This is a genomic window from Sporichthya polymorpha DSM 43042 (assembly GCF_000384115.1).
Taxonomy (GTDB): Bacteria; Actinomycetota; Actinomycetes; order Sporichthyales; family Sporichthyaceae; genus Sporichthya; species Sporichthya polymorpha.
Genome location: NZ_KB913029.1, coordinates 3,789,543 through 3,813,710, shown reverse-complemented (window position 1 = coordinate 3,813,710; position 24,168 = coordinate 3,789,543). Strand labels below are relative to the sequence as shown.

Genomic DNA, 24,168 nt, shown 5'->3' with positions numbered 1-24,168 from the left:
GGTCAGGGGATCAGGACTCCTTCGTCAGGATCGGGCGCAGCTTGTCGAGCACGCTCGCGTCCTCGATCGTCGAGGGCACGGGCTCGTCGCGACCGTCGGCGATCCCGCGCATGGTGCGGCGCAGGATCTTGCCCGAGCGGGTCTTCGGCAGCGCCGGGACGACGTCCGCCCGCTTGAACGCCGCGACCGCGCCGATCTCGTTGCGCACCGCGGCGACCAGTTCGGCGGAGAGCGCCTCGGGGTCGACGTCCATGCCGGCCTTGAGCACGACGAACCCGCGCGGGACCTGGCCCTTGAGCGAGTCGTGGACGCCGATCACCGCGCACTCGGCGACGGCCGGGTGCGCGGCGAGCACGGCCTCCATCGAGCCGGTCGAGAGTCGGTGGCCGGCGACGTTGATGACGTCGTCGGTCCGCCCGAGCACGTAGACGTAACCGTCCTCGTCGACGTACCCGCCGTCGCCGGAGAGGTAGTAGCCGTCGAACGCCGACAGGTAGCTCGCGACGAAGCGGTCGTCGTCGTTCCACAGCGTCGGCAGGGCCCCGGGCGGGAGCGGGAGCTTGATGCAGATCGCGCCCTCGGTGTTCGGGCCGACCCGGTTGCCCTCGGGGTCGAGGACCTGGACGTCCCACCCCGGCACGGGCACCGACGGCGAGCCCGGCTTGATCGGCATCGGCTCCAGGCCGCGGAGGTTCGCGCAGATCGGCCAGCCCGTCTCGGTCTGCCACCAGTGGTCGATGACCGGCACCCCGGACTTCTCGGTCGCCCAGTGGTAGGTGTCGGGGTCGAGCCGCTCCCCCGCGAGGAACAGCGCGCGCAGTTTGGAGATGTCGTACTGCGCCAGCAGCTTCGCGTCCGGGTCCTCCTTCTTGATCGCGCGGAACACCGTCGGGGCGGTGAAGAGCGTGACCGCGCCGTGCTCGGCGATGACCCGCCAGAACGCGCCCGCGTCGGGGGTTCCGACCGGCTTGCCCTCGTAGAGGATCGTCGTCGCGCCGAGCAGCAGCGGGGCGTAGACGATGTAGGAGTGGCCGACGACCCAGCCGACGTCGGACGCGGTCCACCACACCTCGCCCGGCTCGAGACCGAAGACGTTACGGATCGACCACAGCAGCGCGACGGCGTGACCCCCGTTGTCGCGGACGATGCCCTTCGGCTTCCCGGTCGTGCCCGACGTGTAGAGGATGTAGAGCGGGTCGTTCGCCCCGACGGGGACGCACTCGACCGGCTCGGCGGCCGCCATGGCCTCGGTCCAGTCGACGTCGTCCGGACCCAGCTCGGCCCGCGCCTGCTCACGCTGGAGCACCACGCACGTCTCGGGCTTGTGCGCGGCGATCTCGATGGCCGCGGCGATCATCGGCTTGTACTCGACGACCCGCGTCGGCTCGAGACCGCACGAGGCGGCGACGATGACCTTGGGCTGGGCGTCGTCGATCCGGGCCGCGAGCTCGCGGGGCGCGAAGCCGCCGAAAACCACCGAGTGGACCGCCCCGATCCGCGCGCAGGCCAGCATCGCGACCACGGCCTCGGGGACCATCGGCATGTAGATCACGACCCGGTCGCCCTTCTCGACGCCGAGCCTGCGGAGCACGCCGCCGAAGCGGGCGACCTGGTCGCGGAGCTCGGCGTAGGTGAAGCGCGCCTGACGGCCGGTCATGGGGCTGTCGTAGATCAGCGCGGTCTGGTCGGCGCGGCCGCCGTCCACGTGCCGGTCCAACGCGTTGTGACAGGTGTTCAGCTCTCCGTCAGGGAACCAGCGCACGAACGGGGCCCGACTGTCGTCGAGCACCGTCGTCGGTGCCCGGGTCCAGTCCACGGCCTGCGCGGCCTCGGCCCAGAAGCCGGTCGGGTCTTCGATACTGCGGCGGAACGCGTCGGAGTAGGCACCCATGGGCTCATCCTGTCTTCCACGTGCGGGAACGGCCAGCCCCGTCCCAACCGTTGGAGGGCCTGACAAACCGGGTGCGACCTGATTGGCTGCCCCGAGTCCCGGCATGCGAGCCCCTGACGATGGAGAACGGCATGGTTCAGCTCATCCCCAGCAGCAACCGTCCCATTCAGGAGGGCGTGCCCGCGTTGCGCGCCGCGACGATCTGCGAGGCGTTTCAGCTGACCGCGGCCGAACACACCGACCGCGTGGCCCTCCGCACTCCCGACGACTCGATCAGCCTGACGTTCGCCCAGTACGCCGAACAGGTGCGGAAGATCGCCGCCGGCCTCGCCGCTCTCGGGGTCGGCCACGGTGACACCGTCGCGCTGATGATGCGCAACCGGCCCGAGATGAACCTGGTCGACATGGCCGCGCTGCACCTGGGTGCCGTGCCCTTCTCGATCTACAACACCTCGTCGCCGGAGCAGGTCGAGTACCTGTTCTCCAACGCCGGCAACCGCGTCGTGGTGTGCGAACAGGCCTTCCTGGAGACCGTCCGCAAGGCGGGCACCGCGGTCGCGCACGTCGTCTGCATCGACGGCGGCGACGCGAGCACCTCCACCCTCGACGAGCTCATCGCCCGTGGCTCGGACGACTTCGACTTCGACGCCGCCTGGCGCGCGGTCCAGCCGGACGACGTCCTGACGCTGATCTACACCTCCGGCACCACCGGCCCGCCCAAGGGCGCCCAGCTCACGCACGCCAGCATGATGGCCCAGATCCGCGGCATGTCGGCGATGACCCCGACCCCGGTCGGCGGGTCGATCGTGTCCTACCTGCCGTCGGCGCACATCGCCGACCGGTGGAGCCACCACTACCACTGCTCCGCGACGTTCGGGGCCACCGTCACGACGGTCGCGGACCAGACCCAGCTGATCCCGGCACTGGTCAGCGCCCGCCCGACGTTCTGGGGCGGCGTACCGCGCGTCTACGAGAAGATCATGGCCGCGCTGCAGGCCGGCGGTCTGACGGACCCGGCCGCGCTGCCCGCGGAGGTCCGCGCCGGGGCGCGGGCGAAGATCGGTCTCGACCGGGTCGTGTGGTCGATCGTCGGCGCCGCCCCGATCGCGGTCGAGACGCTCAAGTACTTCGGTGACCTCGGGCTGCCGGTCCAGGAGGTCTACGGCATGTCCGAGACCTCGTGCTGCATGACGTGCGTGCCGGCCGACGACATCCGTCCCGGCACGGTGGGTCAACCGATCCCGGGCTCCGAGATGGCGCTCGCCGACGACGGCGAGATCCTGGTCCGCGGTCCGCTGCTGATGAAGGGGTACCGCAACGACCCCGAGCGCACCGCCGAGGCGATCGACGACGAGGGGTGGCTGCACACCGGCGACGTCGGCGTCGTCGAGGACGGGTTTCTCCGCATCGTCGACCGCAAGAAGGAACTGATCATCAACGCGGCCGGCAAGAACATGTCGCCGGCCAACATCGAGCAGCGGCTCAAGGCCTCCCACGCCCTGATCGGGCAGGCGGTCTGCATCGGCGACGGGCGGCGCTACAACGTCGCGCTGCTCGTCATCGACCCCGACGCCGCCGCGGCCTACGCGAAGCAGGCCGGCCTGCCCGACTCCTCGGCCCGGACCCTCGCCGCCGACCCCCAGGTGCAGCAGATCGTCGGGGCCGCCGTCGCGTCCGCGAACGAGAAGCTCTCCCGCGTCGAGCAGATCAAGAAGTGGCACCTGCTCGACGTCGACTGGCTCCCCGGCGGCGACGAGCTCACGCCGACCATGAAGCTCCGCCGCAAGCCGATCGCGGAGAAGTACGCCGACGCGATCGAGGCCCTCTACGCCGAGGACTGATGTCAAGAAAGGGGGCTCTCCTGACTGATCCGTGGGTCATCGGCCAGGCAGAGCGGGGCGGTGGCCGCCGAGGTTGAGCATCGCGAGTGCGATGAGAGCGTCGGGGCCGGCGAACCCGAAGGCCATGCGGGTGATGAGTCGGATCTTGGTGTTGACCGACTCGATGAGGCCGTTGGACAGTCCGTGCTCGATCGAGGCGAGGATCTCGGCTCGGTAGCGCACGATCCGGCTCTGGAGCCGGACGAACGATTCGATGCGGGACCTGCGTGCCCAGGAGACCCACCGGTCGAGCGCTTCGGCGGCCTGGTCGGCCGGCAGCTTGAACACGGTCCGCAGGCCCTCCTTGAGCAGGTAGGCCCGGTAGAGCCGCGGATCGGTCTTGGCGATCCATTCGAGCTTGACCCGCTGGCGGTCGGTGAGGTTCTCCGGGTTCTTCCACAGCGCGAACCGCGCGTGCTTGAGCGCACGGGCGGGGCCGGTCGCGACGGTGACACGGCGCCCTTCGGCCCAGCCGTGGTTCCTGGTGTTGCCGGCCCGACGAGCCTCGTTCCACGCCTCGCGGCGTACCGCGTCGAGGGCATCGGTGGCCCAGCCGACCACGTGGAAGGGGTCAGCGCAGCGCACCGCGTTGGGGCATCGTGTGCTGACTACCTCGGCAATCCACTCGGCGCCATCGGCGCTGACGTGGGTGATCTGGGCGCATCTGCCTTCGCCGGATGCCTCGAGTGCGTCGAAGAAGGCGTGGACGGTCGCGCGTTCTCGTCCGGGACTGGCCCACACCAAACGGCCCGAGTCGTGATCGACCACGACGGTCAGGTACTTGTGGTGCCGCTTGTAGGAGATCTCATCGATCCCGATCCGCCGCAGCCCGGCGAACGCGTCCACGCCAGCAGCTGTGTCGGCCCAGACCCGGGCGATGATCGCGCCCACGGTGCGCCAAGCGATCCGCATCAACTCGGTGATCGCGGTCTTGGAGCACTGGGTGGCCAGCCAGGCGACTTGCTGGTCGAACACGTACGTGTGCCCGGCGCTGTGGCGCGCCCACGGGACCTGCCGCACCGTCGGTCCGTGGACGGCACAGTTCACCCGGGGCGCGTCAGCTTCGATGAAGACCGGCACCGTCCCCATGTCGAGCGCTCGCCACCTGCGTCGCCCTTCGCCGCGATCGAACCAGGGAGCCCTGTCCCCGCAGCGCCCGCACCGTCCACGCCCAGCCCGTCGCGGCCGGACATGAGCCACCACAACCTCGGCATCTTCGTCGAACTCGACGTCCTCGATCACCGTGTTCTCGACGCTCAGCAAGGTGCGCCATACGCTGGCGTTCCGCACGCCGTTCTCCGCTCTGCAGTTTCTGACCTTCGACAAGCCAGAAACCTAAGGCTGGGAACGGCGTGTGGCCGTTTCAGGGCGATCAACGACCCACGGAAGCGTCAGTGGAGCCAGAAAGGGTGACACCCTTTCTTGACGACCGAACGGTCGGTTCAGCCGGTCGGGCGGCGGAAGGCGCCGACCGGGCGGGGCCGGTAGTTGGGAAAGACCACCGACACCGCGTCGCGGCCGAGGCCGGCGCGCCGGACGAGGAACTCGGCGAGCACGTCGCGGTAGTCGGTCGTCGCGGCGAGGTCGCCCTGGTCGAGGTCGTCCTGGCCGAGCCCCGGCCACCGGCCGTGGACCTTGCGGCCGACGAGTCCGCCGCCGGCAAGGAGCATCGCGTTGCCGTGGCCGTGGTCGACGCCGCCGCTGCCGTTCTGGCCGGCGCGGCGACCGAACTCGCTCATCGTCACGACGTTGACGCGGTCGAAGTCCTTGCCCAGGTCGGCGCCGAACGCGGCGATCGCGGCGGCGACCTGCCCGGCCAGGGCCGCGAACTGGCCCTCGCCGGCGTTGCCGAGCGCGATGTGCATGTCCCAACCGCCGATCTCGACCGCCAGCGCGGCCAGTCCGACGTCCGCCCGGATCAGCGCGGCGGCGTCGGCGAGCGCCGCACCCAGGGCGCTGTTCGCCGGGTAGGCGGTCGCGGGGGCGCCCGCCTCGGCCCGCTGGGCGTTGATGGTTCCGACGGTGTCGAGCGCCTTCAGCGTCGCGACCGCGCCGGCGGTCTGCGGTGCCTTCGGGTCGCTGTGCAGGGCGCGCAGCGCCCGGATCATCCCCGGGCGGAGGGCCTCCGGACCGGCGAGCGTGAAGCTCGACAGCGAACGCATCGTCAGGACGTCGCTCTCCCCGACGAGGTGGCCGGGACGGCCGCCGGTCCCGAGGGCAACCCCCTCGAACGACGAGGTGCGGCCGTTGACGCGCAGCACGCGGTCCAGCCAGCCCGAGTGCACGTTCGTCCAGGGCGCCGACCGCTCGAGTTCGGCGGTGGCGTTGAAGTGGCTGCGCGAGGTGTCCGCGGACGCGACGGCGTGGACGAACGAGAGCCGGCCGGAGTCCCAGAGCGGACGGAGCGGCGCGAGCGCCGGGTGCAGGCCGAAGCGCGGGTCACCGGTCGGGATCGCGGTCCGCTGCGGGACGGCGATGGACGGCCGCAGCTTGGCGTAGTCCGGGTCGCCGACCGGCGGGACGAGCGAGAGCCCGTCCATCCCGCCGCGCAGGGAGATCACGACCAGCACCGGCCCGCGGTGCGGTCCGGCGGCGAAGGCCGCCTGGGCCGAGAACATCGACGGTGCCGCCACCGCCGCGCCGGTCACCCCGATCGCCTGCAGGAAGCGACGTCGGCTCACCGGCCGGGCGCCGGTGCACTCCGGGCACTCGTCCGTCATCGCACGCTCCAGTACGGGCTGTCGAGCACGAGCGCGACCAGGACCGGCAGCAGTGCCTTCAGGTCCTGCGGGCGCAGCGCGGCGGGGTCCGCGGCGTCGGCGGCGTCCGCGAGGAAGGCCAGGAACGCCGCCCGGTGCGCGGGAGTCACCCGCTGACCGGGTAGCAGACGGGCCGTCAGAGTGTCGACGAGGCCACCCCAGCTCGTCGGGACGGCGCCGTCGAGCAAGTGCGTGACGAGGTCCGGCCACAGCACGCCGTTGTTCAGGCGGTGCGAGGCGGCGGTGAGATGCGCGTTCCACGCGGTCAGCGTCAGACCCGCGCCCTTCCAGGCGGCGGCGACGTCCGGGTAGCCGTCGGGTGCCGGCCACCCCAGCGGGGCGTTGCCCATCTCCGACAGCGTCCAACGCAGCTGCGCGACGGCATTGTTGCGATTGAGCCAGCCCGGGATCGGCTGCGCCCCGAGCGCGCGCCAGCCGGCGATCACGATCTCCGCGGGCCGGCGCACCTTCGCCCCGACCGAGCCGGCGAACTCGTCCGAGGTGAACAACGCGCGCAGCACCGGCACGATCTCGGTGTCGGAGTCGAGGTACACCCGGGCCAGGCGGCGCACCAGCGCCGCGGGCGGCTTGTCGCGGACGAAGCGGACCGCGAGCTTGCGGGCGATCCGCTCGGCGGTCGCCGGGTGGCGGGCGAGGTACGTGATCAGGGACCGCGCGACCTCGACTCCCCCGGCGGCGTCGCCGTTGGGGTGCGACCAGCCCAGGACCGAGACCGGACCGACGTAGTGCCAGTCCGCCCGGTAGCGGAAGGTGCCGAGCGAGATCGCCGCGGCCTTGTCGCTGCGCTCCCACACCGACAGGCCGCTCAGGGCGCGGGCGGCGTTCACGATGTCGCGGCGGGAGTATCCCGCGTCGAGGCCGACGGTGTGCAGCTCCAGCAGTTCGCGGGCGTAGTTCTCGTTCACCGCGTCGCCGCGCGACTGCGCGTTGTTCAGGTAGAGCAGCATCGCCGGCGACGTGACCGACGCCTGCAGCATGTCCTCGAACCGGCCGAGCGCATGAGCGCGGACGACGTGGACGTCGTCCCAGGCCTTGGTGGCCCAGACCGTCCCGCTCGGGCAGGTGATGTTCAGGTGGTTCGACCAGAAGTCGACCATCACCTCGAACAACTGACGCCGTGACCAGATCTGGCGGGCGAGGGTCGCGCGGACCAGGTCCTCCATGGACGTCGCGTTGCCCGCGCCCATCGTGGCGTGGTTGACCTGCGGGTCGGTGGTCGCGAACGGCCAGGCGGCCAGGGCCGCGGCACAGGTGCCGTCGTCGATCGAGCCGGGATCGAGCTGCTGCTCCAGCCAGGCCGTCGCGCCGCCCGCGTCCTCGACGTCGACGAGCAGTTCGGGGGTGATCCCGAACGTCGTCCGGCGGAGGAGGTGGAGGACGGACCGCATCCTCGCAGTGTCGGAGGACGCCGAAGGCGGCGATGCGCGGCTTTACGCAATCATTCCGCGGGCTCAGACCGCTGAGGAGCGAGCGGGATCGGCGAAATTGACGCCAACCTCCTCAAACCGGGCCTCGAGCGCCTCGACCCCGTCGAGGGCGACCATCGCGGCCTCGGCCGCGGTGATCGGCATCAGCCACAGCACACGCGCGGTGCAGTTCTGACCGCGGACCTTCCAGCGGCAGTACTCGAGCTCGGGCCCGTACGGGTAGGGCAACGTGACGAGCAGTCGGTCGCACTCCGACCCCGGCAGCCACGGCCGGTCGAGCTGCACGACCGAGCCCCGGTCGAGCCGGCTGTCCGGGGTGCCGCAGTGCGCGATCGCCGCCGCGGCGAGGGACTTCAGGTGCGCCTCGTTCGGCTCCCGCGCGGACAGGACGAACTCGGCCCCGACGCCGAGGCTCTGCACCGCCTCCCAGCAGCCGAGGGTGAAGTAGCTGACGACGTCGACGCGCTTGCCGGCCGTCGCCTCCAGCATCCGCAGCCCGGGGACGCGGTCGGTCGCCTCGGCCGGCGGATCCATCTCGAAGATCGAGTGCCCACGACCGAAGTAGTCGGTGTAGTGCTTGCCGATCAGTTCGTTCGGCGTCTTCACGCCCCCGCCTCCTCGGCGATCGCCTCCAGGTCGGCCGCCGCGAGCTGGCCGCAGGCGCCGTCGATCTCCCGGCCCCGGGTGTCCCGCACCGTGACCGGGACGCCGGCGGCCTCCAGCCGGCGCACGAACGTCCGCTCGTCCTTGGCCCGGGAGGCCGTCCACTTCGAGCCCGGCGTCGGGTTGAGCGGGATGAGGTTCACGTGCGCCCAGGCGCCGGGCCCCGCGAACGCGAGCACCCGGGCCAGTTCGTCCGCCCGCCACGCCTGGTCGTTGATGTCGCGGATCAGCGCGTACTCGATCGAGACCCGGCGCCCCGTCGTGACGAAGTAGTCGTGCGCGGTGCCCACGACCTCCGCCACCGGGTACCGCGTGTTGATCGGGACGAGCGTGTCCCGCAGCTCGTCGTCGGGGGCGTGCAGCGAGAGCGCGAGCGTCACGCCGAGCCCCGAGTTCGCCAGCTTGGCGATGCCGGGCACCAGGCCCACCGTCGAGACCGTCACCGAGCGCCGGGACAGGCCCAGCCCGTCCGGCGTCGGGTCGATCAGCCGGGCGACCGCGGCGGAGGTGGCGGCGTAGTTCGCGAGCGGCTCCCCCATGCCCATGAACACGACATTCGAGACGCGGCCGGGCCCACCCGCCACCTCGCCGCGGTCGAGGGCCCGCGCCGCCGCCACGACCTGATCGACGATCTCGGCCGTCGACATGTTCCGGGTCAGCCCGCCCTGGCCCGTCGCGCAGAACGGGCAGTTCATGCCGCAACCGGCCTGGGACGAGACGCAGACCGTCACCCGGTCGGGGTAACGCATCAGGACGCTCTCGACCAGCGCGCCGTCGAACAGCCGCCACAGGGTCTTGCGCGTGGTGCCCTCGTCGCAGGTGATGTCGCGGACGGGGGTGAGCAGCGGCGGGAACAGCGCGCCCGCGAGCGCCTCGCGGTCCTTCGCGGGGACGTCGGTCCACGTCTCCGGGTCCGCGTTGTGGTGGGTGAAGTAGTGCGTCGCGAGCTGCTTCGCGCGGAAGCCTTTGTGCCCGAGCTCCTCGACGGCGGCCTTGCGCTCGCCGGGAGCGAGGTCGGCCAGGTGCCGCGGCGGCTTCGCGCGGCGCGGGGCGACGAGGGTGAGCTCACCGGGTGCAGGCATTGCGCCCATTCTCGCAGCCGATCCGGGAGGCGTCGGCTCCAGGCGGTACTTTGGGACCTGCGACTGGCGCGTTCACAGGCGGAGTTCACCGCCGGGGAGCTTGCAGTGCGGGGCCGTGCGCCTGGGCTCCGTGACCACCGAGGTGTGCCGTACGGCACAGGAGGACCCGTGGCCAACGACCCCGCGCTGTCGGTTGCCGACCCCCAGATCGCCGAGCTCATCGCGGCGGAGGAACGGCGCCAGGCGGACACGATCAAGCTGATCCCGTCGGAGAACTACGTCTCGAAGGCCGTGCTCGAGGCCACCGGGACGGTCCTGACCAACAAGTACTCCGAGGGTTACGCCGGCAAGCGGTACTACGAGGGCCAGCAGGTCATCGACCAGATCGAGACGCTCGCGATCGAGCGCGCCAAGGCCGTCTTCGGCGTCGAGCACGCGAACGTGCAGCCGTACTCCGGCTCCCCCGCGAACCTCGCCATCTACATGGCGTTCCTCTCACCGGGCGAGAAGGTGATGGGCCTCGGCCTGCCGAGCGGCGGCCACCTCACGCACGGCTGGTCGGTCTCCGCGACCGGCGCCTGGTTCACCGCCGTGCGCTACGGCGTCCGGCAGGACACCGGCCGCATCGACATGGACCAGGTGCGCGACCTCGCGCTCGCCGAGCGTCCGAAGCTGATCTTCTGCGGCGGCACCGCGGTCCCCCGCACCATCGACTTCCCGGCGTTCGCCGAGATCGCGAAGGAGATCGGCGCCGTCCTCGCCGCCGACATCGCGCACATCGCCGGCCTCGTCGCCGGTGGCGCCCACCCCTCGCCGGTCGGGCACGCCGACGTCATCTCCACGACGACGCACAAGACCCTGCGTGGCCCGCGCGGCGCGATGCTGATGAGCACCGAGGAGCACGCGAAGGCCCTCGACAAGGCCGTCTTCCCCGGCCTGCAGGGCGGCCCGCACAACCACACCACGGCCGGCATCGCGGTCGCGCTGAAGGAGGCGTCGACCGACGAGTTCCGGACCTACGCGGCCCAGGTCGTGACGAACGCGAAGGCGCTGGCCGAGGGTCTCGCCTCCCGCGGTTTCAACCTCGTCTCGGGCGGCACCGACAACCACCTGGTGCTGATCGACCTCACCAACAAGGACATCGCCGGCAAGCCCGCGGCACAGGCGCTCGACCGCGCGGGTCTGGAGACGAACTACAACAGCGTCCCGTTCGACACCCGTAAACCGTTCGACCCTTCCGGCGTCCGTATCGGCACCCCGGCCGTCACCTCGCGCGGCATGGGCCCGGCGGAGATGGACGCCATCGCGGGCTGGTTCGACGAGGTCGTCGAGGCCGCGAAGAAGGGCGACGAGCAGACCGTCGAGCGGGTGCGCAAAGAGGTCCTCGACCTCACCGCGCAGTTCCCCGCCCCGGGTCTGGGCTGATGACGGGCACACCGGCTCCTCGCACCGCCGAGGAGCGGGAGGCGCTCGCCCTGCGGGCGGAGATCTTCGAGGCGCTGATCGCCCTCGGCGACCAGACCGACGCCGTCCTCGCCCTCGTCCGGTCCGGCGCGCCGGAGTTGCGGACCCAGGTCCGCACCCTGCTCGACTGCAGCGACGCCGCCGCCGAGCAGGTCCTGTTCAACCTGCGCGTCCTGCACCCCGAGCAGCAGGCGAAGTACCGCGCCGAGGCCGCCGAACTCCGCGAACTCCTCGACGCCTGACCGCTGTGCAAAAAAGGGTGACACCCCTTACTCGCGAGTAAGGGGTGTCACCCTTTTTTGACGAGAGTCCGAGGGGGCCGCGGCGTCAGGGCGTCGGGTCGACGAAGAACGAGAGCAGCAGCCAGCAGATCGGGGCGGCGATCAGCAGCGAGTCGAGGCGGTCCATGATGCCGCCGTGGCCGGGGAGCAGGGTCCCCATGTCCTTGACGCCGATGTCGCGCTTGAGCACCGACTCGCCGAGGTCCCCGACGGTCGCCGCGACGGCGAGCGCGAGGCCGAGCACGACGCCCTTCCAGGCCGCGTCGTCCATCAGCGTCGCCATGCAGATCGCGCCGCCCGTGGCGCAGGCGACGAGGGAGCCGGCCATGCCCTCCCACGACTTCTTCGGGCTGATGCGCGGCGCCATCGGGTGCTTGCCGAACAGCACCCCGGCGGCGTAGCCGCCGACGTCGTTGCAGACGACGACGAGGATGAACGTCGCCACCCGCTCGGCGCCGTCGTTCGGCGCCGCGACCATGAGGATCGCGAAGCCGGCGAGGAAGGGCAGGTAGACGCTGGTGAAGACGCCGGCGGTGACGTCCCGGACGAAGCCGTCGGGACCCTCGGCGATCCGCCAGCCGATGACGCCCAGCACGGTCAGCAGCAGGCCGACCATGAGGGACTCGGTGCCGGCCTCGTAGGCGGCTGCGAGCATCGCGACCGTGCCGATGCCGAGCGGCACGAGCGGGATCCGCACCCCCGTGGTGGCGAGGGCGTTGCCGAACTCCCAGAGCGCGATGAGGATCGCGACGGCCACGACGCCGACGAAGACCGCGGGCTCGAAGATCAGCGAGGCCGTGGCGATCGAGCCCATGCCGACGCCCACGCCGATGGCGGCGGGCAGATTGCGCCCGGCCCGGCTCTTCCTGGGCTCCTCGGTCGCAGCGGTCACCGGAAGTCCTCAGACCTCGAGGAGCTCGGCTTCCTTGTGCTTGAGCAGCTCGTCGACGGTGCCGACGTACTTGTGGGTGACGTCCTCGAGGTGCTTCTCCGCGCGGCGGACGTCGTCCTCGCCCGCGTCGCCGTCCTTCTGCATCTTGTGCAGGGCCTCCATCGCGTGGCGACGGATGTTGCGGATGGAGATGCGCGCGTCCTCGGCCTTGCCCTTGGCGACCTTGATGTACTCCTTACGCCGCTCCTCGGTGAGCTGCGGCAGGACGACGCGGATGATCGAGCCGTCGTTGCTCGGGTTCACGCCGAGGTCGGAGTCACGGATCGCCTTCTCGATGGCGGCCAGCGAGCCCTTGTCGTAGGGGCTCACGATCACCATGCGCGCCTCGGGCGTGGTGAACGAGGCGAGCTGGTTCACCGGAGTCAGGGCGCCGTAGTAGTCGACCATGATCTTGGAGAACATCGCCGGGTTGGCACGGCCGGTGCGGATCGCGGAGAAGTCCTCCTTGGCGACCTCGACGGCCTTCTCCATCTTCTCCTCGGCCTCGAGCAGGGTGTCGTCGATCATGTGCGTGCTCCTATCCCGTTTCGCAGCGGGGGCCGATCAGATCTCGCCGCCGATGAGGGTGCCGATCTTCTCACCCCGGACCGCTCGGCCGATGTTGCCCTCAGCCAGCAGGTCGAAGACGACGATCGGCAGCGAGTTGTCTCGGCAGAGCGCGATCGCGGTGGCGTCGGCGACCTTCAGGCCTCGGGTGAGGAATTCCGAGTAGGTGAGGTGGTCGAACCGGACCGCCTCGGGGTGGTGCTTGGGGTCGGCGTCGTAGACGCCGTCCACGCCCTGCTTGCCCATCAGGACCGCCTGGGCGCCGACCTCGAGCGCGCGCTGCGCGGCCGTGGTGTCGGTGGAGAAGAACGGTGCGCCGAGGCCGCCGCCGAAGATGACGATGCGGCCCTTCTCCATGTGCCGCACCGCCCGCCGCGGGATGTAGGGCTCCGCGACCTGACCCATGGTGATCGCGGTCTGGACCCGTGTCTCGACGCCCTGCTTCTCGATGAAGTCCTGCACGGCGAGGCAGTTCATGATCGTGCCGAGCATGCCCATGTAGTCGGCTCGGCTGCGGTCCATCCCGGCGAGGGAGAGTTCCTTGCCGCGGAAGTAGTTCCCGCCGCCGAGCACAACGGCGATCTGCACCCCGGTGCGGGCCGCCTCGGCGATCTGACGAGCTATCAGGCGGACGACGAGCGGGTCCACGCCGATGCCCTTCTCGCCGGCGAGCACCTCGCCGGAGAGCTTGAGCATCACGCGGCGGAAAGAAGCGCTCTGCGGCGGGATCCCGGGGGGCGGAGCCCCCCGGGTGTAGGCACCCGCGCTACCAGGATCCTGATCCACGCGGGTGCTTCCCTTCGCCGTTGTCGAACTCTTCTCGTCGGTGCCGCGGTGAGCGGTGGCCGTCAGGCCCCGCCGACCGAGAGGCGCGCGAACGCCTTGACGGTCACGCCCGCCTCGTCGAGGACGGCCTTGACGTTCTTCTTGCTGTCCTGGACCGACGCCTGCTCCAGCAGGACGACGTCCTTGAAGAAGCCGGTCACGCGACCCTCGGTGATCTTGGGCAGCGCCGCCTCCGGCTTGCCCTCCTCACGCGCGGTCGCCTCGGCGATGCGCCGCTCGTGCTCGACGACCTCGGCCGGGACCTCGTCCCGCGAGAGGTACTGCGGCTTCATCGCGGCGATCTGCATGGCCGCGCCACGGGCCGCGTCCTGCGAGCCGCCCTCGTAGGAGACGAGCACGCCGACGGCCGGAGGCAGGTCCGCGCTCTTGCGGTGCAGGTAGATCGCGACGTCGCCGTCGTACCGCGCGACCTGGCCCAGGTCGAGCTTCTCGCCGATGACCGCGCTGGCGGCGTCGATCGACTCGCGGACCGTCTTGCCGTTCGGCAGCGCGGCCGCGAGCAGCTCCTCGCGGTCCGTGATCTTGCTGGAGTCGACGAAGTCGGCGATCTCCTGCGCGAGGTCCTGGAACTGCTCGTTCTTGGCGACGAAGTCGGTCTCGGAGTTCAGCTCGACCAGGGCGTTGCCCGAGGCCGCGACCAGACCCGAGTTGGCGCTGCGCTCGGCGCTGCGCTTCGCGGCCTTGGCCGCACCCTTGGTACGGAGCAGGTCGACGGCGGCGTCGAAGTCGCCACCGGTCTCCTCCAGCGCCCGCTTGCAGTCCATCATCCCGGCGCCGGTCAGCTCGCGGAGCTTCTTGACGTCCGCCGCGGTGAAGTCGGCCATCTCGTTGTGCCGTCCGTTCCTTCGAAGTGGTGTGTTCGTTCGGGGGCGCACCCCCTGGGGGGTCGGCCCAACGCGCGCGGCGGCCTTCTGATTCCGGCGGGTTCCCGCGGTTCCCGAGGGACCCCGGACACCCGGCCGCCGCGCGGCGGCGGGTCCTACTCGGCCGCCGGAGCCGCCGGAGCCGCGTCCGCAACCGGGGCCTCGGCGGGGGCCTCGGCCGGAGCCTCGGCACCGGCCGCCTGGGTCGCGAGCAGCTCGCGCTCCCACTCCGCGAGCGGCTCGTCGGTGGCCAGCTGACCGTCCGCGGGCTTCTCGTCGCCGGCGCGCGCGCCGGAGCGGGCCATCAGGCCCTCGGCGACGGCGTCGGCCACGACGCGGGTGAGCAGGCTGATCGACCGGATCGCGTCGTCGTTGCCCGGGATCTTGTAGTCGACCTCGTCGGGGTCGCAGTTGGTGTCGAGGATCGCGACGACCGGGATGCCCAGCTTGCGGGCCTCGCCGACGGCGATGTGCTCCTTCTTGGTGTCGACGATCCACACCGCGCTCGGCACACGGGACATGTCCCGGATACCGCCCAGGGTCTTCTCCAGCTTCTCCTTCTCCCGCTGCAGACCGAGCAGTTCCTTCTTGGTCATGCCCGAGCCGGCGACGTCGTCGAAGTCGAGCTCCTCGAGCTCCTTCAGACGCTGCAGCCGCTTGTAGACGGTGGAGAAGTTGGTCAGCATGCCGCCGAGCCAACGCTGGTTGACGTACGGCATCCCGACGCGGGTCGCCTGCTCGGCGATGGCCTCCTGGGCCTGCTTCTTCGTGCCGATGAACATCACCGTGCCGCCGTGGGCGACGGTGGCCTTGACGAACTCGAACGCGCGGTCGATGTAGGAGAGCGACTGCTGCAGATCGATGATGTAGATGCCGTTGCGCTCGGTGAAGATGTAGCGCTTCATCTTCGGGTTCCAGCGGCGCGTCTGGTGCCCGAAGTGGACACCGCTCTCGAGCAGCTGGCGCATCGTGACGACGGCCATGGGTGGTTCTCTCCTTCGCCCGGCCGCCGAACGCGGCCGTGCTTCACTCGGTTTGTTGCGCCGGCCGGTCGGCCGACGCCCTGACGTCCTGGGCGCACCGAACGGCTGTCTGGACTCGACGTTCTTCGAGACGGCCGACCGAGAGTGCGCGCACCGGGTTTCCGAACGCTGACGCGCTGGAGTCGCCGGAGGACGTGCGAAGTACGACCCCGGGGGGGTCGCCGCCGGGCAGTCTACCTGGCGCGCGGCGTGGGCCGACGCCGGGATATCCACAGGCCAGGCACCCTGCGCCTCGTCCACAGGCGGCCGTCCGCCCCGCCCGGACCCGGCGACGATGCCCGGGTGCCGATCTTCGCCCTTGTCCCGCTCCCGACCGCGCTCACCCTGGTGGCATCCCTCGCCGTCTCCCCCGGCCCGGACCCGGGCCCGGACCCGGGTCCGTCGGCGGGCCCCTGGACCGCTCCGTTGGCCGGTCCGGTGAGCGTCGTGCGCCCGTTCGACGCCCCCGCCGGCCCGTACGCCCCGGGGCACCGCGGGGCCGACCTGGCGGCCGGGCCCGGGACCGGGGTGCGGGCGGCCGGCGCCGGTGTGGTGACCTTCGCGGGCCCGGTGGCCGGACGCGGGGTGGTGGTCGTCCTGCACGCCGGTGGCCTCCGGACGACCTACGAACCGGTGCGGGCGGACGTGCACGCGGGCGACGCGGTGACCCGCGGGGCGGACCTGGGCCGCCTGGAGCGGTCCTCGCACTGCCCGCGGGCGTGCCTGCACTGGGGCCTGCGCGCGGGGACGGAGTACCGGGACCCGATGACGCTGCTGGCCCCGCCATCCGGGTCGGCGCGGCTGCTGCCGCTCGACGACCGCGCCGGGCGGGTCAGCGCCGGCCGGCCAGCTTGGTGCGCAGGGCGAGCATCGCCTTGGAGTGGATCTGGCACACCCGGCTCTCGGAGACGCCGACGTGCTCGCCGACCTCGGCCAGCGTCATGCCCTCGACGTAGTACAGGTGGATCACGCGACGCTCACGCTCGGTGAGCTCGGCGATCGCGTTCAGCAGCAGCGCGCGCGTCTCCTGGTCCTCGAACACGGCGACGGGGTCGTCGGCGGTGAGGTCGGCGAGGGTGTCACCGAAGTTCATCTCCCCCGGCTCGTCGGTGGCCGCGAGCAGCTCGTCGAGGGCGAGGACGTTCACGACGGAGATCTGGCTGAACGTCTGCTGCAGGTCCTCGACGCTGATCCCGAGCTCGCCCGCGAGCTCGGCCTCGGTCGGGCTGCGGTGCAGTCGCGCCTCGAGCGCCTGGTAGCCGCGCTCCACCGAGCGGGCCTTGGCGCGCACCGAGCGCGGGATCCAGTCCAGGGCCCGCAGCTCGTCGAGGATCGCCCCGCGGATGCGGCTCATCGCGTACGGCTCGAAGCGCACTCCGCGGTCGGGGTCGTACTTCTCGATCGCGTCGATCAGCCCGAACATCCCGTAGGACGCGCAGTCGCCCATGTCGACGTTGGGCGGCAGGCCCACCGCGACGCGGCCGGCCACGTGCCGGACCAGCGGCGAGTAGTGCAGGATCAGCCGCTCGCGGGTCGCCTCGTCCCGAGCCTCGCGGTAGCGCCGCCACAGCGCCGGCAGCTCGTCCGTCGGGCCCGGGTGCCCGTCCCGACCCTGCGCCGGGACGTGCGCGACCGTGCCCGCCGTCGGGTGCTCCACCACCACGGACGGCACGGGCCCGAGCGTGTCCGCCGCCGCGGCGGCGTCAGGCTCGCGGGTGCGCTCGCTCATAGGAGGCCCTGAGTCTCTCGACGGATACGTGCGTGTAGATCTGGGTCGTGGTGAGCGTTGCGTGACCGAGCAACTCCTGCACGCTACGCAAATCTGCTCCGCCCGCAAGTAGGTGGGTGGCCGCACTGTGCCGCAGACCGTGCGGACCGAGGGCCGCCGCGCCGGCGACGTCGCCCAGGTACCGGGTCACCATCGTGCGGACCGCGCGCTGGTCGAGCCGGCCGCCGCGGGCGCCGAGGAACAGCGCGGGGCCCGAGGTCGGGGTCGTCAGCGCCGGCCGGCCACGGGTCAGCCAGGCGTCGACGGCGTCCATCGCCGGCCGGCCGAGCGGGACACTGCGTTCCTTGTTGCCCTTGCCGACGGCGCGCACGAGGCGTCGGCTCCGGTCCAGGTCGTCGATGTCGAGCCCGACGAGCTCACCCACCCGCAGGCCGGTCGCGTAGAGGACCTCGAGCACCGCGCGGTCGCGCAGGCCGACGGGGCCCGCCTCCGGGTCCGGGACCGCCATCAGCGTCGCGGCCTGGTCCTCGGTCAGCACGCCCGGCAGGGCGCGGCGCACCTTGGGGCTGGCCAGCCCGGCCCCGGGGTCGGTGCTCGCGCGACCGGTCCGCAGCGCGTGGGCGGTGAAGGCGCGCGCGGCCGCCGCGCGGCGCGCGAGCGTGGAGTCCGCATGGCGCGTGGTGCGCTCGAGCGCCAGCCAGCTGCGCAGGATCGGCAGCGTGATGCCGTCGGGCTCGCGGACCCCCGAGCGCGCCGCGTGCCGCAGCAGCCGGGTCACGTCCCCGAGGTAGGCACGGACGGTGTGGGCGGAGAACGCCCGTTCGTCGCGCAGGTAGGTCTCGAACGCCGCGAGGGCGTCGTCGAGGGCGGGCGGCAGCTGATCGGGCACGGGCGCGTGCGCCGGTGCCGCAGCCACCCCCCGATCGCCCATGCAGCCACGGTTCCGCCCCGGCGGGCGTGGCGCAAGCACCGGCGCGCCGAACGGGTGTGGAAGTCCCCACGTGTGGGTATGCCGTTGCGCCGCTCAGCTCGCGCGTCCCCGCCCCCGGCGGGTGGGCCGCCACCCGCCGTCGATGCGCTCGACCATCCCGAGCAGGGCGAGCTGCCCGAGTTCCGCGCTCGCGGCGGCCGGGTCGAGCCCGCAGCGGCGGGCGACCTCGTCGACCGCGACCGGCCGCCGGGCCGGCAAGGCCCCGATGACCTCCGCCTGCCGCCGGGAGAGCGCGTCGTGCGGTCGCTGCTCGGCGGGCCGCGTGGGCAGCAGGTCCGCCCCGATCCGGCCCAGGTCCTCGATCACCTCCCCGGCGCAGGTCACCGGGACCGCCCCGCGGGTACGCAGCAGGTCGTTCGACCCGGCGGAGACGGTCGAGGTGACCGGCCCGGGGACCGCCAGCACCGGCCGGTTCAGGTCGGCCGCGTAGCGGGCGGTGCTCAGCGCCCCGCTGCGCATCGCGGCCTCGACGACGACCGTCCCCCGGGTCAACGCCGCGATCAGGCGGTTGCGCGTGAGGAACCGGTGCCGCATTGGCGCCGCCCCGAGCCCGGACTCGCTGATCACGATCCCCTCCTCCGCGATCTGGTCGAGCAACCGGGCGTGCGCGACGGGGTACGGCACGTCGAGACCGCCGGCCAGGACGGCGACCGTCGGCCCACCCCCGGCGAGCGCCCCGCGGTGCGCCGCGCCGTCGATGCCGAGCGCCGCGCCGGACACGACCGTCCAGCCGTGCTCGGCGAGGTCCGAGCCGAGGTCGGCGGCGACGCGCAACCCGTAGGCCGACGCGGTGCGCGAGCCCACCACCGCCGCGGAGCGCAGCAGCGCCGGGCGCAGCGCGGCCGAGCCCCGCAGCCACAGTGCGAGCGGGCGGCTGTCCCCCAGGTCGTCGAGCTGCGTCGGCCAGTCCGGGTCGCCGCGGGCGACGAGGACGGCGTCCAGTGCCCCCGCCCGGCCGAGCTGCTCGGCGCCGTCGACGGTCTCCAGCCGCCGGCGCAGCGCCGAGGCGCCGGGGAATCCGCCGCACCCGCTCCGGACCCGATGGACCAGCTCGGCCGGCCCCCACCGGTCCAGCTCGGTCCCCAGCCGGGCGTCGCCGGGCTCGGCGGCGGCGAGCAGCGCGGCCAGCGCCTCCTGCTCCGGGCCCACCGGGAAGTTCAGTTGCGCGCTCATGCCCAGCTCCCCCCGGCGCCGGCCCGCAGGGCGAGCGCCTGACCGACCTCGTCGAGCCCGGGCCGGTCGTGGCCGGCCAGGTCGGTCAGCGTCCAGGCGAGCCGGAGCACCTTCGCGAGGCCGCGGGCGGACAGGGCACCGCGGTCGAGCGCCGCCTCCACCAGCGCCATCGCGTCGGCGGCGGGCGCGAACCGCGTCCGCATTGCACGGGCCGACACCGAGGTGTTCAGCGACCACGGGGTGTCCCGCAGCCGGTGGGCCGCGCGCTCCCGGGCCAGGGCCACCCGGTCGGCCACCACCTCGGTGCCCTCCCCGTCCGGGGCGTTGACGAGCTCGTGCCGGCTCGGCCGGTCGACCATCACCTGGATGTCGATCCGGTCGAGCAGTGGCCCGGAGAGCCGGGCCGCGTACCGGCGCCGGGCCTCGGACGAGCACGTGCAGCTCCGCGGGCCGGACGGGGAGCCGCACGGGCACGGGTTGGCCGCCATCACGAGCAGGAAACGGGCGGGGAAGCGCGCCGTCACCCCGGACCGGGAGAGGACGACCTCCCCGCCCTCCAGGGGCTGGCGGAGCGCGTCGAGCACCGACGGCTTGAACTCGGCCACCTCGTCGAGGAACAGGACGCCGTGGTGCGCGACGGACGCCGCCCCCGGCCGGAGGTCCTTGGCCGCGCCGCCCCCGACCATCGCCGCGAGCGAGGCGGAGTGGTGCGGCTGGCAGTACGGCGGCTGCTCGACGAGCGGGGCGCCGGGCGGGAGCAGACCGGCCACCGAGTGGATCTCGCTGACCTCGAGCGCCCGTCGGCCCTCCAGCCGCGGCAGCAGGCCGGGCAGGCGACTCGCCAGCATCGTCTTGCCCGAACCCGGCGCGCCGTGCAGCAGGAGATGGTGACCGCCGGCCGCGGCGACCTCGAGGGCCCGCCGGGCCTCGGACTGGCCCCGGACGTCGATCAGGTCCAGCACCTCGGCAGGGCCGGGTCCCGGCGGCGGCTCGACGCCGGGCACGGGCGGCGCGTCCGGGATCTCGTCACCGCGGAGGAACGCCAGGAACTGCGCCAGTGAGCGGATCCCGAGCACCTCGACGTCGTCGACGAGCGCCGCCTCCTCCGCGTTGGGCTCGGGCACCACCACGCGCTTGATCCCGCTCCGGACCGCGGCGGTGACGGCCGGGAGCACACCGCGCAGCGGGCGGAGCCCGCCGTCGAGGCCCAGCTCCCCCAGCAGCACGCGGTCGGCCAGCCCCTCGGCCGGTACCTCACCGGACGCCGCGAGCACGATCGTGGCCAGCGCGAGGTCGAATCGGGACCCGCGCTTCGGCAGGTCGGCGGGCGACATCGAGACGGTGACCTTGTGCTCCGGCCACGGCTCACCACTGTTGATCACCGCGGCCCGCACGCGGTCCCGCGACTCGTTGAGCGCGGCGTCCGGCAGTCCCAGCAGCGAGAACTTCGGCAACCCGAAACCGATGTCGGCCTCGATGCTCACCAACTGCCCGGTGACCCCGACCAGGGCGACCGACCACCCCCGGGCGAGCCCGCGGGTCACTGGACGCCCCGCAGGTGTTCGACGCGGGCGGCGCCGCGCCCCGAGGCCCACACCGCGACGACGTCGACGCGGATCTCGGGCACGTGCACGCCGAGCGCACGGACGTACGTCGCGGCCAGCCGCCGCAGCCGCTGCAACTTCGCCGGGGTGATGCCGGCGTAGGGACCGCCGAACAGGTCGTTTCGCCGCGTCTTCACCTCGCACACGACGAGCGCCCCGCCGTCCCGCGCGACGATGTCGATCTCCCCCGCCGGGCAGCGCCAGTTGCGCTCCAGCACCACCAGCCCGGCCTCGGTCAGGTACCGGGAGGCCACGTCCTCCCCGTACCGCCCCAACGCGTCCTTCGCCCGCACCGCGACCACCTCCGCCCGGCAGCTTCTGCCATGACGGAGCGTCAGATTTCGGAGGAGCCCGAATCTGTGGACAACTTCGGACGTGTTCGACCTGTGGACAACCCGGTCAGACCCGGGTGAGGGCCCCGCTGGAGGCGACGCGGAACGTGTAGGCCTTGCCGTCGATGCGGACGGTCAGGAGCTTCGCGCCCTTGCCGAGGTTCTTCACGGACGTCCTGACCTTCGCCGACTTCGCGGCGGGAACGATCACGGTCAGCATCCGTGCCGAGCGGCCCTTCGACGTCATCTCCACGACCGGGGCCTTGCGGGCCTGGAGCACCTGCTCCGAGACCCAGCCCTGGCGCGGGCGGGTGCGGCCCTTGACGACCTGAGTCTTCCCGCCACTGCCGAGGCGGACCGGGATCAGCCACAGCCGCGCGTCCGTGCCGTTGCGCGGGGTGGCCTTGGCGACGCCGTTCCGGGCGCGCCGGACGTCCATGGTCGGAGCCAGGTGCCAGAGCTGCCGGAAGGTCCGCGAACGGTCCGCCGCCCCGGTGCTGTCGTGCACGACCGCGATGTCCGGCCCCTGGGTGAACAACACGTTGCGGGTCCGGGAGAACCCAAACGCCCGGTCGGTCATCGTGTACGACTGCCAGCGCGTGCGGACGACCTTGCGGGTGAGCGCGGTGGCGACGTCCCGGGCCTGCACCCCGGCGACCTCGAGCACGTTGTGCGCCGCCGGCGACCGCAGGAACGACCGCTGCGCGCCCGCCTTGTAGCCGTTGTGCCCGGAGTCGACGAGCATCGGCAGGCCGCGGGCGAAGTAGGTCATCGAGGTGTGGTCGAGGTGCCCGTGCACCTGCAGGTCCGGGCCGAAGCGCAGGCTGTAGAACGACTCCTGCGTGAACGGGCGCGTGGTCCCCCACCCGCTGCGGCCGAAGACGTAACCCCGCTTGAACACCGAGACGAGCTTGGTCGGACGCGGGCCCTTGGCGCCGAGCGTCGCGGCGTACTCGATCGTCGTGCCCGGCTCGATCTCGACGGGCCGCGCGAACGTGTCACCGAGCTGGACGAGGTTCCCGTCCGGCTGGATGGCGGCGGTGACGAACGCCTCCGCCTTCGCGACGCGCGTCCGCATCACCTTCGGGACGCTGTCGCCGCAGGTGCGGAACGTCCGCATCACCTCGTGCCAGAGCTGGTAGGTGAACTCGGCGTACCCGACGGCCTGCTCGTTGGTCACACCCTGGTTGTCGAGGGCGGGCCCGAAGCGGTTGTTCCTGCTCTCGAACGAGCCGACCAGGCGCGAGCGCCCGATCCGCAGCGCCTCGCGGTTCGACTCCAGGCACCCGATCCGGTAGAGCGCGAGCGCCTCCATCGTCCCGTGGTTCCAGGCCCCGGACCAGTGCTTGCGCAGGAAGGTGGCGTGGTCGTCGATCGTCTTGTGCAACCAGGCCGAGCCACCCAGGGACCGCTTCGCGCACAGCAGGAAGGCGCTGCGCAGCGCCACCGCGGTCGGGTCGTCCCAGAGAAACCGAACCTTCTGCTTCGCGTTCGGCGGGTTGTCCTTCACCCAGTCCTGAATGATCTTCTGCGCGTGCTCCCGGAAGCGTGACCGCTCGGCCGCGGAGCGCTCCGGGTTCAGCGACTCGTCGATCAGCGGCTCCACCCAGCGCAGGCTGCGGTAGCGCGAGGCCCACGACGGGTGGTCGAACGGGTCGAGAGCCCAGTTGAAGTTGCCGTCCTTGCGCACGGACACGGGTCCGAACGGGGACAGGTGCAGCGTCCCGTTCAGCAGCCGGTCGGCCGCGCCGGGCTTGCTGTCGACGTCGTCCTCGCAGCCGAGCACGTCGGCACCGAAGACGGTGACCGGGTCCTCAGCGAGGATGTTGACCGGCTTGTCGTCGGCCACCGCCGGCTCGGAGACGGCCAGGCCTCCCAGCAGCGCCAGCGCCACCGTGCCGGCCACTGCCCCGCGCCGAAACCTCACTCCGTGCCCCCCGTGCGTACGCCGAACGCCCCGTTCGGGCGATATGACCCGTGGGGTCGGACGGCCCCCGTCCCAGCGTGGTTCCGTTCCGCGACGGTCTCCACCCGGAATCAGCCGAACGGGTGAGGCCGATCAGCGCTGCTGCAGCGCGTCGAGGGCGACGCCCATCGCGATCGCGAGGCGGCGGTCGAGGCCGGGGACATGGATTCGGACGAGGTAGCGGTCCCGCAGGGTGCGCTGGCGCTCGACGGTGAGGATCGGCTGCCCGTTCGCGGTGAAGTCGAAGTGGAACGGCAGCGGGATCAGGTCCTGGGCCCGCCGCAGGAGCGCGATCGGCATGCTGCGCTCCTGACCGATCACGTCGGGCTGGCCGGGCTGCGAGAGCCGCCAGGTGGAGCGCAGGAGGGACTTCATCCCCTCCTTCTTGAACGTCCCGATCGGCGTCCCGTCCGCGGCGGTGACGTCGTAGGTCGCACCGAGGTCGACGACCGAGCGCGCCTGAAAGCGGAACAGCGAGGTCTGCCCGTCGGGCAGCCGGAAGTCGACCTGCTCCCGGAACGCGAGCCGCTTCTGCTCGACGAAGCAGACCGGCTCGCCCGGGCTCATCCCGTCCGGCCCCGGCAGCGAGACGTCGTAACGGTTCACCATCGCGGTGAAGCGCTGGGCGATGACGAACCGCTCGGCGGCGGCGACGCGGGCGTAGTCGATCGGAGCG

21 protein-coding genes, 1 pseudogene and 1 riboswitch are annotated in these 24,168 nt (G+C 72.2%); of the genes and pseudogenes, 4 read left to right on the top strand and 18 right to left on the bottom strand.

The window, feature by feature from the left end; all coding sequences use genetic code 11:
• Nucleotides 1-10 precede the first annotated feature (10 nt).
• Entirely contained in the window at nt 11-1,891 is a 1,881-nt protein-coding gene (locus SPOPO_RS0118470) for a propionyl-CoA synthetase (RefSeq protein WP_019876468.1), read from the bottom strand.
• Nucleotides 1,892-2,022: 131 nt separating this feature from the next.
• Between SPOPO_RS0118470 and SPOPO_RS0118465 the strand changes: the two genes are divergently transcribed.
• On the top strand, nt 2,023-3,732 hold the full coding sequence (locus SPOPO_RS0118465; protein ID WP_156870016.1) for an AMP-dependent synthetase/ligase: 1,710 nt from the start codon (nt 2,023-2,025) through the stop codon (nt 3,730-3,732).
• A 36-nt stretch (nt 3,733-3,768) separates the two neighbouring features.
• On the opposite strand, the gene SPOPO_RS0118460 is transcribed toward SPOPO_RS0118465, so the two are convergent.
• The 5 genes from SPOPO_RS0118460 to rlmN all read right to left on the bottom strand — a co-directional run bounded on the left by SPOPO_RS0118460 (nt 3,769) and on the right by rlmN (nt 9,723).
• Nucleotides 3,769-5,061 (bottom strand): ISL3 family transposase, encoded by a 1,293-nt coding sequence (locus SPOPO_RS0118460; RefSeq protein ID WP_028984897.1) that lies wholly within the window; start codon nt 5,059-5,061, stop codon nt 3,769-3,771.
• Between the two features lie 152 nt (nt 5,062-5,213).
• Complete coding sequence (locus SPOPO_RS30435) at nt 5,214-6,491, bottom strand: DUF1501 domain-containing protein (protein WP_019876463.1); 1,278 nt, start codon at nt 6,489-6,491, stop codon at nt 5,214-5,216.
• Entirely contained in the window at nt 6,488-7,939 is a 1,452-nt protein-coding gene (locus tag SPOPO_RS30430; RefSeq protein ID WP_019876462.1) for a DUF1800 domain-containing protein, read from the bottom strand. Before SPOPO_RS30430 ends, SPOPO_RS30435 begins: the two co-directional genes overlap by 4 nt.
• Nucleotides 7,940-8,002: 63 nt before the next feature.
• Entirely contained in the window at nt 8,003-8,584 is a 582-nt protein-coding gene (locus SPOPO_RS0118445; RefSeq protein WP_019876461.1) for a suppressor of fused domain protein, read from the bottom strand.
• On the bottom strand, nt 8,581-9,723 hold the full coding sequence (gene rlmN / locus SPOPO_RS0118440) for a dual-specificity RNA methyltransferase RlmN (RefSeq protein WP_019876460.1): 1,143 nt from the start codon (nt 9,721-9,723) through the stop codon (nt 8,581-8,583). Before rlmN ends, SPOPO_RS0118445 begins: the two co-directional genes overlap by 4 nt.
• A 49-nt stretch (nt 9,724-9,772) precedes the next feature.
• A riboswitch (ZMP/ZTP riboswitch) is annotated at nt 9,773-9,857 on the top strand.
• Between the two features lie 34 nt (nt 9,858-9,891).
• Between rlmN and SPOPO_RS0118435 the strand changes: the two genes are divergently transcribed.
• Entirely contained in the window at nt 9,892-11,148 is a 1,257-nt protein-coding gene (locus SPOPO_RS0118435) for a serine hydroxymethyltransferase (protein WP_019876459.1), read from the top strand.
• The gene (locus SPOPO_RS30425) at nt 11,148-11,429 is read left to right on the top strand and encodes a hypothetical protein (protein ID WP_019876458.1); all 282 of its coding nucleotides are present in this window, start codon (nt 11,148-11,150) and stop codon (nt 11,427-11,429) included. Before SPOPO_RS0118435 ends, SPOPO_RS30425 begins: the two co-directional genes overlap by 1 nt.
• Before the next feature lie 85 nt (nt 11,430-11,514).
• On the opposite strand, the gene SPOPO_RS0118425 is transcribed toward SPOPO_RS30425, so the two are convergent.
• The 5 genes from SPOPO_RS0118425 to rpsB form a co-directional block, all read right to left on the bottom strand.
• On the bottom strand, nt 11,515-12,360 hold the full coding sequence (locus tag SPOPO_RS0118425; RefSeq protein ID WP_019876456.1) for a phosphatidate cytidylyltransferase: 846 nt from the start codon (nt 12,358-12,360) through the stop codon (nt 11,515-11,517).
• A gap of 9 nt (nt 12,361-12,369) precedes the next feature.
• The gene (frr, locus tag SPOPO_RS0118420; protein ID WP_019876454.1) at nt 12,370-12,927 is read right to left on the bottom strand and encodes a ribosome recycling factor; all 558 of its coding nucleotides are present in this window, start codon (nt 12,925-12,927) and stop codon (nt 12,370-12,372) included.
• Between the two features lie 36 nt (nt 12,928-12,963).
• Nucleotides 12,964-13,662, bottom strand: coding sequence for a UMP kinase (pyrH, locus tag SPOPO_RS0118415; RefSeq protein ID WP_019876452.1), 699 nt, complete (start codon nt 13,660-13,662; stop codon nt 12,964-12,966).
• Nucleotides 13,663-13,814: 152 nt separating this feature from the next.
• A complete protein-coding gene (gene tsf, locus SPOPO_RS0118410) occupies nt 13,815-14,636 on the bottom strand; it encodes a translation elongation factor Ts (RefSeq protein WP_019876451.1) in 822 nt (273 codons plus the stop codon).
• 155 nt (nt 14,637-14,791) lie between these two features.
• On the bottom strand, nt 14,792-15,658 hold the full coding sequence (gene rpsB / locus SPOPO_RS0118405) for a 30S ribosomal protein S2 (RefSeq protein ID WP_019876449.1): 867 nt from the start codon (nt 15,656-15,658) through the stop codon (nt 14,792-14,794).
• A gap of 144 nt (nt 15,659-15,802) precedes the next feature.
• On the opposite strand from rpsB, the pseudogene SPOPO_RS36080 reads away from it, so the two are divergent.
• Nucleotides 15,803-16,402: pseudogene (locus tag SPOPO_RS36080) on the top strand (peptidoglycan DD-metalloendopeptidase family protein); the annotation flags it as partial.
• 127 nt (nt 16,403-16,529) lie between these two features.
• On the opposite strand, the gene whiG reads toward SPOPO_RS36080, so the two are convergent.
• The 7 genes from whiG to SPOPO_RS0118370 all read right to left on the bottom strand — a co-directional run bounded on the left by whiG (nt 16,530) and on the right by SPOPO_RS0118370 (nt 24,101).
• The gene (whiG, locus tag SPOPO_RS0118400; RefSeq protein WP_019876448.1) at nt 16,530-17,426 is read right to left on the bottom strand and encodes an RNA polymerase sigma factor WhiG; all 897 of its coding nucleotides are present in this window, start codon (nt 17,424-17,426) and stop codon (nt 16,530-16,532) included.
• Nucleotides 17,401-18,357: a tyrosine recombinase XerC gene (locus tag SPOPO_RS0118395; protein ID WP_051098400.1), complete on the bottom strand. Its 957-nt coding sequence runs from the start codon at nt 18,355-18,357 to the stop codon at nt 17,401-17,403. Before SPOPO_RS0118395 ends, whiG begins: the two co-directional genes overlap by 26 nt.
• A 93-nt stretch (nt 18,358-18,450) precedes the next feature.
• Nucleotides 18,451-19,590 carry a DNA-processing protein DprA gene (gene dprA / locus SPOPO_RS32040; protein WP_019876446.1) on the bottom strand — a complete coding sequence of 380 codons (1,140 nt, stop codon included), beginning with the start codon at nt 19,588-19,590 and terminating at the stop codon, nt 18,451-18,453.
• Nucleotides 19,587-21,134 (bottom strand): YifB family Mg chelatase-like AAA ATPase, encoded by a 1,548-nt coding sequence (locus SPOPO_RS0118385; RefSeq protein WP_019876445.1) that lies wholly within the window; start codon nt 21,132-21,134, stop codon nt 19,587-19,589. Before SPOPO_RS0118385 ends, dprA begins: the two co-directional genes overlap by 4 nt.
• The gene (locus SPOPO_RS0118380) at nt 21,131-21,487 is read right to left on the bottom strand and encodes a YraN family protein (RefSeq protein WP_028984893.1); all 357 of its coding nucleotides are present in this window, start codon (nt 21,485-21,487) and stop codon (nt 21,131-21,133) included. Before SPOPO_RS0118380 ends, SPOPO_RS0118385 begins: the two co-directional genes overlap by 4 nt.
• 106 nt (nt 21,488-21,593) lie before the next feature.
• On the bottom strand, nt 21,594-23,432 hold the full coding sequence (locus SPOPO_RS0118375; RefSeq protein ID WP_019876443.1) for a heparinase II/III domain-containing protein: 1,839 nt from the start codon (nt 23,430-23,432) through the stop codon (nt 21,594-21,596).
• Between the two features lie 153 nt (nt 23,433-23,585).
• The gene (locus SPOPO_RS0118370) at nt 23,586-24,101 is read right to left on the bottom strand and encodes an LURP-one-related family protein (protein ID WP_051098632.1); all 516 of its coding nucleotides are present in this window, start codon (nt 24,099-24,101) and stop codon (nt 23,586-23,588) included.
• Nucleotides 24,102-24,168: the final 67 nt, after the last annotated feature.

Excerpts from the sequence above, each read along its gene's own strand:
- tsf (WP_019876451.1), bottom strand. The coding sequence starts at position 14,636 with ATGGCCGACTTCACCGCGGCGGACGTCAAGAAGCTCCGCGAGCTGACC.
- SPOPO_RS0118370 (WP_051098632.1), bottom strand. The coding sequence starts at position 24,101 with ATGGTGAACCGTTACGACGTCTCGCTGCCGGGGCCGGACGGGATGAGC.
- rpsB (WP_019876449.1), bottom strand. The coding sequence starts at position 15,658 with ATGGCCGTCGTCACGATGCGCCAGCTGCTCGAGAGCGGTGTCCACTTC.
- frr (WP_019876454.1), bottom strand. The coding sequence starts at position 12,927 with ATGATCGACGACACCCTGCTCGAGGCCGAGGAGAAGATGGAGAAGGCC.
- SPOPO_RS0118465 (WP_156870016.1), top strand. The coding sequence starts at position 2,023 with ATGGTTCAGCTCATCCCCAGCAGCAACCGTCCCATTCAGGAGGGCGTG.
- pyrH (WP_019876452.1), bottom strand. The coding sequence starts at position 13,662 with ATGCTCAAGCTCTCCGGCGAGGTGCTCGCCGGCGAGAAGGGCATCGGC.
- SPOPO_RS30430 (WP_019876462.1), bottom strand. The coding sequence starts at position 7,939 with ATGCGGTCCGTCCTCCACCTCCTCCGCCGGACGACGTTCGGGATCACC.
- SPOPO_RS30435 (WP_019876463.1), bottom strand. The coding sequence starts at position 6,491 with ATGACGGACGAGTGCCCGGAGTGCACCGGCGCCCGGCCGGTGAGCCGA.
- SPOPO_RS0118395 (WP_051098400.1), bottom strand. The coding sequence starts at position 18,357 with ATGGGCGATCGGGGGGTGGCTGCGGCACCGGCGCACGCGCCCGTGCCC.
- dprA (WP_019876446.1), bottom strand. The coding sequence starts at position 19,590 with ATGAGCGCGCAACTGAACTTCCCGGTGGGCCCGGAGCAGGAGGCGCTG.
- rlmN (WP_019876460.1), bottom strand. The coding sequence starts at position 9,723 with ATGCCTGCACCCGGTGAGCTCACCCTCGTCGCCCCGCGCCGCGCGAAG.
- SPOPO_RS0118470 (WP_019876468.1), bottom strand. The coding sequence starts at position 1,891 with ATGGGTGCCTACTCCGACGCGTTCCGCCGCAGTATCGAAGACCCGACC.
- whiG (WP_019876448.1), bottom strand. The coding sequence starts at position 17,426 with ATGAGCGAGCGCACCCGCGAGCCTGACGCCGCCGCGGCGGCGGACACG.
- SPOPO_RS30425 (WP_019876458.1), top strand. The coding sequence starts at position 11,148 with ATGACGGGCACACCGGCTCCTCGCACCGCCGAGGAGCGGGAGGCGCTC.